Source organism: Nocardia sp. NPDC059229 (genome assembly GCF_042754165.1).
Taxonomy (GTDB): Bacteria; Actinomycetota; Actinomycetes; order Mycobacteriales; family Mycobacteriaceae; genus Nocardia.
This window is the reverse complement of the sequence record NZ_JBHZAK010000014.1, coordinates 137,672-151,906: the sequence shown is the minus strand read 5'-3', so window position 1 is coordinate 151,906 and position 14,235 is coordinate 137,672. Positions and strand designations below refer to the sequence as shown.

The window sequence follows — 14,235 nt, the reverse complement described above, 5'->3', positions numbered from 1 at the left end:
GGGGATTGATACCCGGGCGGCGGCGGAGTGGGCCGGCCCGGCTGCGGCGAATATCCCGGCGGCCGTTGGTATCCGGGCGGCTGCTGCGACCCGCCCGGCGGCGGGGTTCCGCGCGGTGGCACGGGACGCCGGCCCGGGGGTGTCGGTCCGTGTTCGGACGGTGGGCGAGTCATCTCCCCCGCACCCCCTCGTTCCTCAGAGATAACCTGCCGGCTCCATAGACCTGCGACTTGCCGCTGAGGAAGGATAGCAAGCTGGCTAGAGTAGCCAGTCATGCAGATTTTTCGGGGGGCCGCCCTGGTCGCGCTGCTGCTCGCGGTGGCGGGTGTGGCGGCGCCGGCTGCGGTGGCGCAGCCGGCCGGTGTGGATATCACCGCCGAGGTGAATCTGGGCGACGACGGTCTGCTGCGGGTCACCGAAACCGTGAAAGTGCCCGAGGGCGGCGAGTTTCGGCAGGTGCTGCCGCTGCGGGTGCAGGTGGGCGCTGGCGTGCAGCGCAATTTCCAGGTGACCGACGTGTCCGCCGACGGGGATGGCGATGCCAAGGTCGCCGACGACCGGTTCACCATCGAGGCCCGGCCGGGTTCGGCCACCTTCAAGTACACGGTGCACAACACCGTCAGTGACGCTTCGGGCGCGCAGGTCTTCCAGTGGACCGGCGTGCTGAATACCGATGTGGCGTCGATCAATGCGACGGTGTCGAGTCCGAGCTTCCGCATGGGCATCACCAGGTGCACGGTGGGCCCGCCCGGAAATCCCCAGGACTGCGCGGATATTCGCGTGGAGCCGGACGGCTTCGCGCATCTGGAGAAGACGGATCTGCACAAGGGCGACATCCTGGATGTGACCTTGCAGCTGCCGCCGAGCACGGTCAAGGCGAATGCCGATGTGCGCGACGACAATGCACCCGGCGCCTTCTCGCTGACCGGTCCGGTGTTCGCCGCGTTCGGTGTGCTGCTGGCGGCGCTGGCGGCGGCGGCCGGGTATGTGGTGTGGTCGCGGCGGTCGGCGCCGACGGGCACCGAGGTGCTCGATCCGCTGGTGCGCGCGGGCGACCACGTGCAGTTCACCTCGCCCGACGGGATGCTGCCGAGCACGGCCGGGCTGCTGCTCGACGGCCACGCCGATGTACCGGATATGGCGTCGACCGTGGTGGATTTGGCGGTGCGCAACTATCTGTGGGTGAGCGCTGTCGGCGATTCGGATTGGCGTTTCTCCCGGGTGAATCCGCCCGACGGGCAGCTGACCGCCTACGAGCGCGCGGTGTACGCGGCGCTGATTCCGGAGGGCGTCGAGTCGGTGCTGCTGTCCGAGCGCAAGGGCCGGGTGGATGCGAGCGCGGTGCGGGCGGCGCTGATCGGTGATGCCGTGGCAGCCGGGGTCTTCATCGACCGGACCCGCCGGGGTTTCGAGTTCTGGCTCGGCGTCGGGCTGATCCTGCTCGGGGTCATCGCGACCGTGGCGCTGGCCTTCGGCCCGCAGCGGCACGCCCTGGTCGGCGCGGCCATCGCGCTCGGCGGGGTGGCGGCGCTGCTGCTGCCGCGCTATCTGCCCGCCCGCACGGCGCTGGGCCGGGAGCTGACCGGTCGGGTCCAGGCCATGCAGCGCGGGCTGGACGCGATTGCGCCGCAGCGCATTCCGGCCGCCGATCAGGAGCTGGTGTTCTCCCGTGCGCTGCCGTTCCTGGTAGCCGCGCGCCGCGGGGACCAGTGGGTGCGCACCTTCCGTGACCTGGATCCGACGGCGGACGGGAGCCCGGGCCTGTACTGGTTCGGCGGCTTCGAGGGCGATCGCGCGCTGCAGCGTTTCGGCGCGCATTTCCCGTATTTCATCACGGCCGTCGAAGGGTTGTTCCGAACCGCCGACCAGCGCTGACCCGCATGACGGCCTAGCCGCCGGCGTGCACCGCCAGCGCACGCCGGGCGTAGGCGCGCACATCGGCATCGCTGTCCGCGCGGGCGGATTCGAGGGCGGCCAGGGCGGCGGCGGATTCCGGCCAGGTGCTGAGGGTCAGCACCGCGGCCTTGCGGATGTCGGGATGGATATCGGCGAGGGCCCGGCTCAGTGGTTCGACCGCTCGATCCGGTCCGACGGCGGCCAGGCCGCGCGCCGCCCCCTCCCGGATCTGCCATGCCGAATCACCCAGTGCGGCGGTCAGTGCCGCGGCGTCGGAGTCGGCGCCCAGTCGCGACAGCGCGGTGAACGCGGCCGCGCGGACCAGTGGGTCGCGGTCCGCGCTGAGGGCGCGGACGGTGTCGGCGCCGCCGAGTCCGATGGTGGCCAGACCGCGCGCGGCGGCAATCCTGACCTCACGATTGTCGTCGTAAGCGGCGGCGGTCAGGGCGGTCCAGTCGTCGAGGGAGACCTGGGCGTGCACGGCCTGGATACGGACGCGGTGGTCGGCGTCGACGGCGGCCTTGGCGAAGAGCTCCGCCGAGCCGGACCGCAGGGCGCGCAGCAGGTCCACCACCGCGGCGCGCACGATCGGGTCGGGGGAATCGGCGTGCCGCGCGAGACCGGTTGCGGCGGGCAGGATTTCGGCAAGTTCGCCCAGGCCGGACACGGCGGCCGACCGCACTTCCGCGTCCTCGTCCGCGAGCGCCGCGATCAGTTGCTCGGCGAAGCCGTCGGGCGTGTGCTCGGTGAGGACCGCCAGGGCGGTGGCGCGGACCCGGGGATCCGCATCGGAGAGGAAGGGCAGCAACTCCTGGGTACCGGGTGCATCCAGGCTCAGCAGTAGCGCGATCCGCGGTGCCACAACGTCTTTCGTCACGACACCCGCGGCCGGTGCATGGGAGCGCACCTGTGCCCCGAGGTTGGGCGGGGTGCCGATGAGCGCGGGCTGGTCCACCGGGACGACGGTGTCGTCGGTGCCGGGCAGATCGTCCAGCCCTGGCACCGGAACGAAATACGGTGCGACCGGCCGCTTCAGGAATTCCATCCGGCCGTCGGCGGTCTTGCGCAGGTTGAGGTGGTACCGCCATTCGACGTCGTCGCGTTCCGGCAGGTCGGCGCGCTCGTGGTAGAGGCCCCAGCGGGATTCGGTGCGGGTCAGCGAGGAGCGCGCGGCCATATCGGCGCAATCGCGAATGAAGGTGACCTCGGCGCAGCGCATGAGCTCGTGCGGGGTGCGCGCGCCCATGGCGGTGAGGTCGTCGCGCATGCGGTCGAAGGTCTCGATGGCGAGCGAGAGCTTCGTGGCCGTCTTGGGCGGGGCCACATAGTCGTTCACGAACCGACGCAGTTTGTATTCGACCTGCTGCTGTGGCGGCCCGTCGGGGTTGCGCAGCGGGCGGTAGACGAGTTCGTGGGCGGCGGCGACCTGGTCGGCGGGCAGCTCGCCGGGAGCGGTGACCTCGCTCAGGGTGGATGCGGCGTGCGCGCCGGCCAGGTCGCCGTAGACGAACGCGCCGATCATGTAGTTGTGCGGGACGCAGGCCAGGTCACCGGCGGCGTAGAGGCCGGGCACGGTGGTGCGGGCGTGTTCGTCGACCCAGACGCCGGAGGCGGAATGCCCGCTGCACAAACCGATTTCGGAGATGTGCATCTCGATGTCGTGGGTGCGGTAGTCGTGGCCGCGATTGGCGTGGAAGGTGCCTCGGGTGGGGCGTTCGGTGGTGTGCAGGATGCCCTCGAGGGCGTCCAGGGTCTCCTCGGGCAGGTGTGAGACCTTGAGATAGATGGGGCCGCGGGCGGATTCGATCTCCCGCTTCACCTCGGACATCATCTGACCGGACCAGTAGTCGGAGTCCACGAAGCGCTCGCCGAGCGCGTTCACCTGATACCCGCCGAACGGATTGGCCACATATGCGCAGGCCGGGCCGTTGTAATCCTTGATGAGCGGGTTGATCTGGAAGCATTCGATGCCCGAGAGCTCCGCGCCCGCGTGGTAGGCCATGGCGTAGCCGTCACCGGCATTGGTCGGATTCTCGTAGGTGCCGTAGAGGTACCCGGAGGCGGGCAGCCCGAGGCGGCCGCACGGGCCGGTGGCCAGAATGACGGCCTTCGCGCCGACCGCGACGAATTCACCGGTGCGCGTGTTCAAGGCGGCCGCGCCGACGGCACGCCCGTTCTCGGTGAGCACCCGCACGGGCATCAGCCGGTTCTCGATTCTGATGCGCTCGCGCATCTTCCGCTGCCGCAGCACGCGGTACAGCGCCTTCTTGACGTCCTTGCCCTCAGGCATGGGCAGCACGTACGACCCGGACCGGTGCACCCGGCGCACGGCGTATTCGCCGTAGGCGTCCTTCTCGAACTTCACGCCGTAGCGCTCCAGCCGCTGCACCATGGCGAAGCCGCGGGTGGCGGTCTGATAGATGGTGCGCTGGTTGACGATGCCGTCATTGGCGCGGGTGATCTCGGCGACGTAGTCCTCGGGTTCGGCCCTGCCGGGGATGACCGCATTGTTGACGCCGTCCATGCCCATGGCCAGCGCGCCGGAGTGGCGGACGTGCGCCTTCTCCAGCAGCAGTACGTTCGCGCCGGCTTCGGCGGCGGTGAGCGCGGCCATGGTGCCGGCGGTGCCGCCGCCGATCACCAGCACGTCGCAGTCGAGGCGGGTGGTGTCGGCGAGATCGGGGATGTCCATTACTTGGTTGCCTCCGTGAGGTCGCCCGAATGATCCAGGGCGGCAATGATGTCGGTGCGTAGCGCGCTGCGGTCGACCCCGGTTTCGCGCGGGCGCGGGACCTCCAGCAGCGCGCGCAGGGGTTCGCCGGCGCGGCCGAGCACCGCGATGCAGTCGCCCAGCAGCAGCGCCTCGTCCACGTCGTGGGTGACGAAGACGAGGGTGGCGGGATGCTCGCGCCAGGTGTCGATCAGCAGGCGCTGCATGGTGTTCCGGGTCTGGGCGTCCAGCGCGCCGAAGGGCTCGTCCATCATGACCGCGCGGGGCGCGCCCGCAAGTCCGCGGGCCAGCTGTACGCGCTGGCGCATGCCGCCGGACAGCGATTTGGGCAGGAAGTCGGCGAAGCCGGTGAGCCCGATCTCGGCGATCCAGCGGTCGGCCAGCGCGCGTCGTCCGGCCCGGGGTCCGCCCCGGAGTTTCAGGGCCAGTTCGATATTGGCGCGCACGGACTTCCAGGGCAGCAGGGCATTGTCCTGGAAGACGACGGCGCGGTCGCGATCGGTGCCGGTCACCTCGAGCCCATCGGCCAGCACCCGGCCGGTGTCCGGCCGCAGCAGGCCCGCCAGGGCGCGCAGCACCGTGGACTTCCCGCAGCCGGAGGGTCCGGTGAGGATCAGGATCTCGCCCGGTCGCACCGTCAGCGACAGGTCGCTGATCACCGGCGCGCCCGTGTACGACAGCCCGACCCGGTCCAGGGTCAGATCGATTCCGGCGGTGCTCATTTCACGGACTCCTCACCTCGGGGCAGCCAGTGCGTGACGCGCCGCCCGAGCAGTTCCACGGCGGCGGAGGTGGTGTAGCCGAGTACGCCGATGGTGATGATGCCGACGAAGACGCCCGGGTAGTCGACGATGGTGTACGCCTGCCAGGTGCGGTAGCCGACACCCAGCCGGCCCGAGATCATCTCGGCCGAGACCACGCAGATCCAGGCCACACCGATGCCGGTCGACAGTCCGCCGAAGACGCCGGGCAGGCTGCCCGGCAGCACGACTCGCCACAGCACGTCCCAGCGCGTCCCGCCCTGCGTCCGCACCGATTCCTCCCAGATGACCGGCAGCGCGCGCACCGCGTGCCGGGTGGCGACCATGATGGGGAAGTACGCGGCCAGGAAGGTGATGAACACGATTCCCGCCTCGTCGTCGGGGAACATCAGAATGGCGACCGGCACGATCGCGATGGCCGGAATCGGCCGGGCCAGCTCGGTGAGCGGCCCCAGCGTGTCGGCGATCCACCGCGAACGCCCCAGCGCGACACCGGATGCCACCCCGGCCACGGCCGCCAACCCGAATCCGGTGAGGATCCGGATGAGCGACTGCCCCAGATCGAGATAGTAGGTGCCGGTCCCCAGTTGATGCTGAAACGCCCGCAGGATCTGCGTCACCGTCGGCAGGGTGTCGAACCGCACCCAGAGTCGGAGGTGGGAGGCGGTCAGAAACTGCCAGACACCCACCGCGGCCAGCACGGACAGCGCGCGCACCAGGCGCGACCGCCATACCGTCCGGCCGGCCCCGGAGCCGGCCGCGCCCACCGCCCGTGCGGGTGCGGCGGCCGGCGACGCCGGACGGGCCGCAACCGCCGTGGACGCGGTCATCGTCCAACTCCGTTGCGCCACCGGGTGCTTCGGCCAGCTTCGGCCGTTCGCCGCCGACCCGGGATCACGTCGTTCCGCGGCCGGGCGCTCACGGCCGGACCTCGCTGATGGCCTGGTCGTAGGTCACCGTCACACCCGACGGGTGCCCGCCCAGGTAACGCTGCACGGCCGACGCGGTCGTGAAGGGCAGGTAGGTGTCGCCGTCGCGGACCCACAGCGCCTTGTCGGCGAACCAGCGGGTGCCGAGTTCGGCGTCCGGCACGTAGGCGGCGCGGACCGTCTTCCCCTGTGCCCGCGCCTGTTTGATCGCGCGGAGCAGGCTCGTGGGGTCGGCGGCGGGCTGGGTGACGTCCTGGCCGGTGAGCCAGATCTCGCCGGCCAGCGCCGGATTGTCGGCAGCCCGGTTGGCCACCGGATCGGTGCCGGCGACGGGCGCCGGGTTGGTGGTGCGCGCCAGCTCCGCGTCGTAGTTCAGGCCCCGCTCCGCGAACGCCTGCTTCAGCGCGGCCGGATCGACGAACCTGTCGATGTCGAGGTCGGCGAAGTCGCCGATCGACTTCAGGTACGGCACATCACCTTTGAACGCGGCGATGAGCGAGGGCTTCAGCGTGGTGTCGAAGGAGGTTCCGCCCGGCCCGTTGTACAGGTACACGACCTCCGGGGCCAGCCCGGCGTTGTCGGCGACCACCTGCGCCGCTTCCAGGGGGTGCTGGTGGATGAAATCGGTGGCCTCCAGCTGGGCCTGCAGGAAGGCATCGAGCACCTCGGGATGCTGCGCGGCGTAGTCGCGGCGGGCGACCACGCCGTGGAAGGTCGGGACGTTCAGTTCCGCGCCGTCGTAGAGCAGCCTGGCCTTGTTCTGGAAGACCAGCAGCCCGGGCCAGGCCACGAACTGCGACAGCGCCGCCACCTGCCCGGATTCCAGTGCGGAGGAACCGATCTGGGGCTGCTGATTGAGCACCTCGACTCCGGACTTCGAGTCGATGCCCGCGCGGGTCAACGCCTGCACCAGGGTGCCGTGCCCGGCGGAGCCCACGCTGGCCGAGATCTTCTGTCCGGCCAGGTCGTTCAGGGATTGCGCCTTGGATTCGGGCGCGACCACCACCATGTTGAGCGCGCCCTTGGGGTTGTAGCCGGTGATCGAGACCAGCTCGGTCTTCGATCGCTCGCTCGCCTGGGTGCGGGAGCCATTGATGAGCAGCGGATAGTCGCCCATCGAGCCGATGTCGATCTTCTCCGCCACCATCTGCGCGGTGATGGGCGCGCCGGTGTCGTAGTCCTGCCATTCCACCGCGTACTTCTTGCCGCCCGCAGCGCTCAGGGCGTTCAGGCGCTGTTCCAGAAAGCCCTTGGCCTTCAACAGGGTTCCGGCGGTGACGGTATTGATGGTCTTGGACTGGTAGCCGATGACGACCTTGACGGTGTCACCGTCGCCGGTGCTCTCGAGCGAGCAGCCGGACGCGGTCAGGGCGAGGGCGGCGGCCAGGGCGGCCAGAGCGGGGCGGTACTTCATGGGTTCCTCAACGCAGCAGGTAGGGCATATTGACGGTGACGGCGCCGGTGGGACAGCGGGCCGCGCAGGGGCCGCAGTACCAGCACTCGTCGACGTGCATGTACGCCTTGCCGTTGTCCGGGTTGATCGCCAGCGAGTCCAGCGGGCAGATCTCCACGCACAGCGTGCAGCCCTGGATGCACAGCGATTCGTCGATGGTCACGGGCACGTCGGCCCGGTGCTCGACCACAGCCATCTAGATCAACCTCCAGTCGGTGCCCGCTTCGGCACCCGGTGAGCGCTCCGGTGGCCGGATCAGGCTGCCGCGCATGGCGATCCGGTCTCCGCGCATGCGGATGTATTCCAGGTCGACCGGGCGGCCGTCCTCGAGTTTGGTGAGCCGCTCGAGCAGCAGCAGCGCGCCGCCCTCCGGCATCTGCAGGGTCATGGCCGAGTGGGCGTCGGCGGTGATGGCCTCGAGCGCGAGATCGGCGGATCCGAGTGGGCCGCCGCTGATCTGCTCGATGAGGGCGAAGACGTCATTGCTCTCGAGATCGCGGGTGACGACCTCGTCGCCGATGTCGGGGGCCAGATAGGTGAGGTCCAGGCTCAGCGGCAGGTCGCCGAGGTATCGCAGGCGCTCGATATACACAGCCTGTTCGCCGGGTTCGAGCCGCAGCTTGCGGGCGACCGCGGGCGGCGGCAGGAGCCGCCGGGCCGCACGCACCTCATTGCGGACCTCGCCGTGCCCGCGCAGCGTCTCCTTCAGACCGAGCAGGGCGTCGAGCCCGTGGTCGTACTTGCGCTGGGCGACATGGGTGCCGATCTTCGGGGCGCGTTCGATCAGGCCCTCGTCCTTGAGCAGGGCGAGGGCGTCGCGAATCGTGTTCCGCGACAACGCGAATTCGGCGGCCAGCTCGTGCTCCGGGGACAGCGCTCCCTCGAACGCGCCCGCGTGAATCTGCTGACGCAGCACATCCGCCACCTGACGGGCACGATCGGCCCGGCGCAGGGGTGCGCGCAGCGGTACCGGTTCCGGCGACACCTCGACTCCTCTCAACGCCTCTGACCTGTGGTTTCAGAACTGTAGAGGCGATGCGCGAGGACACCGGGGCACTCACCGGAGGGCTGCGCGGGCGGTGCGTTTCTACGCCGCCCGGCCGTGCGCGCGGCCTGCCGAAATGCCGGTGATTCGAGCTATTGCGCCACCGCGACCGCAGGTGGAGGACTTGGAATCACGCTGAGCGGAATGCGTGCACCGGACCCGGGCCCGGAGTGGGGTCGGGGCAGGCCCGCTTTCTCGAGATACGGGACGGCGAAGTGGCGTGCACCACATTTTCCGCCAGCTCTGCACGACCGCATCGGTGGCGTGAAATATCAACCGGTACAAAAGATTCGGCCGTGCGGCAGGTTGTTCGGAGGGTTTGCAGCCGAGGCGGGCCGACAGGCCCGGGGCTGCCGGGACGGACGCGCGCGCCTTCCGTTCGTCGTGATCGGAATGATACTTTGATCCTATGTCTGCCAGTCGCCCTCTCTCCGCGCCGCGGGTCACCTACGTGACCATCGCGCTGGGCGTTCGGCTGCCGCGGCAACGGGAACTGTGTTGTCCCTGCCGTCGCGCAGCCGAGTTCTGACCCGGATCGTTCAAGCATCACCGCCCACCCGGATCCGGGTTCCTCGCTGCACCGCTGATTCCTCCATGTAGGCATTCGTCCCCCTGTCGGCAGGCGGGACCGCAGCAAGGATTGCGAAAAGTGTCCAGCCCCACGCTCGAACGTCCCCATACCGCCGTCTCCACCGCGACCGCACGGCTGGCTCCGGCCCGCCCGGCGGTGCCACCGGAGCTGCGCATCACCGACAATCCGGCGGCCGCCGTGCTGCGCGCCGCCACCCGCGGACCCATCTTCCGCGATATCGCCGCGCAGGCCACGGGTCTGAGCATCGCCACCGTGAATCGCCAAGTGTCCGCGCTGCTTTCGGCCGGACTGCTGCGCGAGCGCGGCGATCTGACCGCGTCCGGCGCGGTGGGCCGCCCGCGGGTGCCGTTCGAGGTCGACACCGACACCTACGTGACGCTGGGTGTGCACATCGGCTTCACCGTCACCCGCATCGTGGCCGCGGATCTGTCCGGCCGCATTCTGGGCGGACTCGAAATCGCCACGCCCCAAACGGGTCAGGACGCGGCGCTGACCATAGTGGCCCGCAGCGCCAAGGCGTTCCTGGACCGGCTGCCGCGGCGGCGGCCGCTGTGGACCGGCGTGGCGCTGGCCGGGCGGGTGGATCCCGCCGCGGGCGTGGTGGACCATCCCCGCCTGGGCTGGCAGGCCGCGCCGGTGGCGGCGGTCTTCAGCAGCGTGCTGGATCTGCCGGTCTCGGTGTCCGCGCACGTCGAGGCGATGGCGGCGGCGGAGCTGCTGCTCACCCCGCGCGAGCCGGGTGAGGAGGCGCGACCGGGCAGCAGCCTGTTCGTCTACGCCCGCGAAACCGCCGGTGTGGCAGTGACATTGCACGATCGGGTGCACACGCCCGCCAACGGCCCCGGCTCGATCGCGCACCTGCCGACCGGCTCGGAGGTGGATTGCACCTGCGGCCGGCGCGGCTGCTTGGAGGCCGCCATCGGTGAGCGCGCCCTGCTGGAGCGCGCGGTGCGCAAGGGCGTGCTGCCCAAGCCGGAGGCCCCGCGCCGCCCGGCGATCACCGATCTGTACCGGGCCGCGGACTCGGGCAACACCGCCGCCCGTGACCTGCTCGTCGAGCGGGCCGAAATCCTGGGCCGCACCGCGGCTCTGGTGCGCGACATGTTCAATCCGGACCGGGTGGTGCTGGGCGGTCAGGCGTTCACCGGCTGGCGGCCCGGCATGGAGCGGGTCGCCAAGGCCTTCACGGAGTCGACCACCCTGCCCGCGGCGGATCTGCGGATCAGCCGATTCGGCGGACGGGTGCAGGAATTCGCGGCGGCGGTGACGTCGGTGAGCGTGTTCTACGCCGATCCGCTGTCGGCCATGCGCCGGGCCACCCGGGCCCGCTAGCCGGATACTACGAAATCCCCGCCGGTGCGTCCGGCGGGGATTTCCTTGTGGCCGAAGGGGGTCGGGCCGGACGGTCCACGGTCCGGCCCGGCCCCCGGTCCCGCAAGCACGCGAGGCCCTTGCGCGCACTGCGGGTTTCCCCGCCGCCCGCCCCGGAGTCCCCTTCCGGGCGGGCGGCGGTGGTCTCAGGCGGCGCGCACCTGCGGGGACAGTCCCCACTCGCGAGCCAGCAGGCGGTGGGAGTTCACCCGGTTCTCATGGTCGAAAGTCACGCTGGTGACCAGGATTTCGTCCGCTGCTGTGAGCCGCTGCAGGGCACGCAGGCGTTCGGCGACGGTGACCGGGGAGCCGACGAACTGGGTGGTGACCCGGTCGTCGACCAGGCGGCGCTGCTGGTCGGACAGCGGCGGCGCGGTGTCGGGATCGAGGTATTCCGCTGCGCCCGCACCGCTGCGAATGCTGTAGACCCAGTGGCCGTAGGTGGCGGCCAGGTGCTGGGCGGTGGCGTCGTCCGCGGCGACCACCACATCGGCGGAGACCACCAGGTACGGGCGCGGGAAGCGGGCGGACGGGCGGAAGGCCGCGCGGTAGGCCTCGACGGTCTCCACGACGGTGCCCGGCGAGACGTGATAATTCGCCGCGAACGGCAGGCCCAATCGCCCTGCCAGCTGAGCACTTTCACCACCGCTGCTACCGAACAGCCAGGGCTGCACGTCGGCTCCCTCGCCGGGGACGGCGTGCAGCTCGACGCCGTCGGGCGTGACATAGGTGCCGTCGAGCAGCGCGAGAATCTCCGCGATCTGCTCGGTGTAGGGCAGCGGTTGCGCGCCCGGCAGGTGCAGCGCACCCAAACCCGCTCGCACCCTGGAGAAGTCGAGCAGCTGGCCGGGGAAGAACGGGGGCGGGATGACCACGCCGTCACGAACCTCGGTGGGGCGATCCGGCGCGGGCACCGGCGGTACACCCGCCGACCGCACCTGGTCCGCACGGTGACCGGAGCGCCCCAGCCCCAGATCCAGGCGGCCCGGGTAGAGGGCGTCGATGGTGCCGAAGGCCTCCACCACCGAGATCGAAGTGTGGTGCCCGAGCTGCACGGCCGCCGACCCGACGCGAATGGATTCGGTTGCGGCGGCGATCAATCCGATCAGGGTGGTCGGCGCGGCGCCGGCCACCTTCACGAAGTGATGCTCGGCGACCCAGAACCGGTGGTAGCCGAGCCGTTCGGCCTGCTGGGCCAGGTCGATACTGTTGCGCACCGCTTGCTGCGGTGTGGAGCCCGCGCTGATCGGGGCCAGGTCCAGGACGGATAGCGGAATGGTCATGCGGTGTGCTCCTTCCGCGGATCCTGTTCGCCCGCTTCGACGGCCAGCGGGAGCCGGTTCTCGGCCGGGGCGACCGGGCAGGTGGCGTAGTCGGTGAACGCGCAGGGCAGATTGACCGCGCGGTTGAAGTCGAGGACCACGGTGCCGTCTGCGGCGGGCCGGGACAGACCCAGCCGCCGCACGCCGCCGTAGGTGGTGACGCCGCTGGTGGCGTCGGTGAAGAGCACGTGCAGGCCGCGCGTCTGGTTGCCGAAAACGACGAGTTGCCGCTGCTCGCCGTCCAGTTCGACGGTCACGGTTCCGGTGGCGGTGTGGTGGTGTTCGAGGCCCTCGACCACCGCACCCGTGGTGACCACCCGGGCCACCTCGAAGGGTTCGAACCGGCCGGTCACGACCCAGGCCGGATCCGGCCGGTAGACCGGGATCTCGGTGAAGGCCGCCAGGGCCGGCGACGCCGGATCGTGGACACGCAGCGCGAACTGCCCGGTCCGGCGGATCACCTCGATGACGCGGTCACCGGTGCGGACCTCGAGCCCCGGGGCGCCCTCGCCCGGGGTGAGCACCGCCGAGCCGGCGAGTGCCGCGCCGTTCAGCAGCAGCTGCCCTGCCTCCTCGGATTCCACTGTCACATGGACGTTCTCGCCGTCGGCGCGCCAGCGGCCGGGCAGGCCGTCGACGGTCTCATCGTGCTCCCCGAGCCAGTGCAGGCCGGTCAGGCTGAGCCAGCCCAGCGGTTGGCGAGCCCAGGCGGCTCGTTCGGCGCGGAACGTGGCCCACTGCTGGTCGAATTCGGTGGCGGTGGCGGTCATGAGGCGCGGGCTCCTTCGGTGCCGTGGTGGGGGTGGCGCAGACCCAGGTGGTCACGCAGGGTCGCGCCGGTGTACTCGGTGCGGAAGCTGCCCAGGGACTGCAGTTCCGGGACGACCTTCTCGACGAACTCGTCGAGACCGGTCGGTGTGAGATGCGGGACCAGCACGAAACCGTCGGCGGCATCGGACTGGACGTAGTGGTCGATCTCGGCGGCCACCTGCCGGGGCGTGCCCACGAACTGCTGGCGGGCGGTGGTGGCGATGATGAGCTCGCGAATGGAGAGCTGCTCGGCCTCGGCCCTGGCCCGCCACGCCTCGGCGATGGCGCGCGGATCGCGAGCGTGCCGGACCCTGCCCCGGGTGATGTTCACATCCTCGGCCGGATCGATGTCCGGCAGCGGGCCGTCCGGGTCGTAGGCGGAAAGGTCACGGCCCCAGACCTGTTCGAGGAAGGCGATGGCGGTCTGCGGCGTCACCTGCTGCCGGCGGATGTGGTCGGCGCGTTCGGCCGCGTCGGCCGCGGTGTCACCGAGCACGAACCCGGCCGCGGGCAGGATCTTCAGATCGTCGCGACCGCGGCCGTACTTGGCGAGCCGGTCCATCACATCCCGGTAGAACCGCTGCCCGTCCTCGAGCTCGCCGTGCGCACTGAAGATGACATCGGCCTTGGCGGCGGCGAATTCGCGGCCCTCGTCGGAGTCGCCGGCCTGGATCTGCACCGGATGGCCCTGCGGACTGCGCGGCAGCACGAACCGGCCGTCGATCTCGAACTGATCGCTGCTGAAGTGCACCTCGGGCACGGGCCGGGCGAAAAACCCGCGCTCCCGGTCGATCACGAGGGCGTCGGCGGGCCAGCTGTCCCACAGCGCGCGGGCGGCGTCGACCACCTCGTGCGCGCGGGTGTAGCGCTTGGCGTGCTCCAGATAGCCGCCGCGCCGGAAGTTCTCGCCGGTGAAGGCATCCGAGGAGGTCACCGCGTTCCAGGCGGCGCGCCCGCCGGACAGGTGGTCCAACGTCCCGAATTGCTTTGCCAGCTCGAAGGGTTCGTTGTACGTGGTGTTGATGGTTCCGGCCAGGCCCAGCCGGTCGGTGACCGCGGCCAGCGCATTGAGCACCGTGAAGGTGTCGGGGCGGCCGACCACGTCCAGGTCGTGGATGCGGTCGCGGTGTTCACGCAGGCGCAGGCCCTCGGCCAGGAAGAAGAAGTCGAACAGCCCGCGCTCGGCGGTGCGCGCCAGGTGCACGAACGAGTCGAAGTCGATCTGGCTGCCCGAGTCCGGGTCGGTCCAGACGGTGTGGTGGTTGACGCCCGGGAAGTGGGCGGCCAGATGAATCTGCTTGCGTATCCGCTGATCCGGCATGCTG

The 14,235-nt window shown here is 70.5% G+C and carries 11 protein-coding genes; 2 read left to right on the top strand and 9 right to left on the bottom strand.

Annotated elements, in window-relative coordinates; translation table 11 throughout:
- The first annotated feature begins 273 nt into the window (after window positions 1-273).
- The gene (locus ACFXHE_RS29055) at window positions 274-1,875 is read left to right on the top strand and encodes a DUF2207 family protein (protein ID WP_379387615.1); all 1,602 of its coding nucleotides are present in this window, start codon (window positions 274-276) and stop codon (window positions 1,873-1,875) included.
- 13 nt (window positions 1,876-1,888) lie between these two features.
- Here the strand turns inward: ACFXHE_RS29055 and ACFXHE_RS29050 are convergent, their stop codons facing one another.
- From ACFXHE_RS29050 to ACFXHE_RS29025, 6 genes are all read right to left on the bottom strand, one after another.
- The gene (locus ACFXHE_RS29050; protein WP_379387614.1) at window positions 1,889-4,588 is read right to left on the bottom strand and encodes a fumarate reductase/succinate dehydrogenase flavoprotein subunit; all 2,700 of its coding nucleotides are present in this window, start codon (window positions 4,586-4,588) and stop codon (window positions 1,889-1,891) included.
- Window positions 4,588-5,349 (bottom strand): ABC transporter ATP-binding protein, encoded by a 762-nt coding sequence (locus ACFXHE_RS29045; protein WP_379387613.1) that lies wholly within the window; start codon window positions 5,347-5,349, stop codon window positions 4,588-4,590. Before ACFXHE_RS29045 ends, ACFXHE_RS29050 begins: the two co-directional genes overlap by 1 nt.
- Window positions 5,346-6,218, bottom strand: coding sequence for an ABC transporter permease (locus ACFXHE_RS29040; RefSeq protein ID WP_379387612.1), 873 nt, complete (start codon window positions 6,216-6,218; stop codon window positions 5,346-5,348). Before ACFXHE_RS29040 ends, ACFXHE_RS29045 begins: the two co-directional genes overlap by 4 nt.
- Before the next feature lie 88 nt (window positions 6,219-6,306).
- Window positions 6,307-7,731: an ABC transporter substrate-binding protein gene (locus ACFXHE_RS29035; RefSeq protein WP_379387611.1), complete on the bottom strand. Its 1,425-nt coding sequence runs from the start codon at window positions 7,729-7,731 to the stop codon at window positions 6,307-6,309.
- A 7-nt stretch (window positions 7,732-7,738) separates the two neighbouring features.
- Window positions 7,739-7,966: a ferredoxin family protein gene (locus ACFXHE_RS29030; protein WP_040853885.1), complete on the bottom strand. Its 228-nt coding sequence runs from the start codon at window positions 7,964-7,966 to the stop codon at window positions 7,739-7,741.
- The gene (locus tag ACFXHE_RS29025) at window positions 7,967-8,755 is read right to left on the bottom strand and encodes a GntR family transcriptional regulator (protein ID WP_379387610.1); all 789 of its coding nucleotides are present in this window, start codon (window positions 8,753-8,755) and stop codon (window positions 7,967-7,969) included. It abuts the gene before it with no gap.
- Between the two features lie 709 nt (window positions 8,756-9,464).
- Here ACFXHE_RS29025 and ACFXHE_RS29020 point away from each other — a divergent pair.
- Window positions 9,465-10,739 carry an ROK family protein gene (locus ACFXHE_RS29020; RefSeq protein ID WP_379387609.1) on the top strand — a complete coding sequence of 425 codons (1,275 nt, stop codon included), beginning with the start codon at window positions 9,465-9,467 and terminating at the stop codon, window positions 10,737-10,739.
- 185 nt (window positions 10,740-10,924) lie between these two features.
- On the opposite strand, the gene ACFXHE_RS29015 is transcribed toward ACFXHE_RS29020, so the two are convergent.
- Genes ACFXHE_RS29015 through ACFXHE_RS29005 form a run of 3 tightly spaced genes read right to left on the bottom strand, consistent with a single transcriptional unit; the run spans window position 10,925 to window position 14,231 of the window.
- Window positions 10,925-12,061: an LLM class flavin-dependent oxidoreductase gene (locus tag ACFXHE_RS29015; RefSeq protein ID WP_379387608.1), complete on the bottom strand. Its 1,137-nt coding sequence runs from the start codon at window positions 12,059-12,061 to the stop codon at window positions 10,925-10,927.
- Complete coding sequence (locus tag ACFXHE_RS29010; RefSeq protein ID WP_379387607.1) at window positions 12,058-12,870, bottom strand: DUF1684 domain-containing protein; 813 nt, start codon at window positions 12,868-12,870, stop codon at window positions 12,058-12,060. Before ACFXHE_RS29010 ends, ACFXHE_RS29015 begins: the two co-directional genes overlap by 4 nt.
- Window positions 12,867-14,231, bottom strand: coding sequence for an NtaA/DmoA family FMN-dependent monooxygenase (locus ACFXHE_RS29005; protein ID WP_379387606.1), 1,365 nt, complete (start codon window positions 14,229-14,231; stop codon window positions 12,867-12,869). The genes ACFXHE_RS29010 and ACFXHE_RS29005 overlap by 4 nt, the downstream gene beginning before the upstream one ends.
- Between the last annotated feature and the right edge of the window lie 4 nt (window positions 14,232-14,235).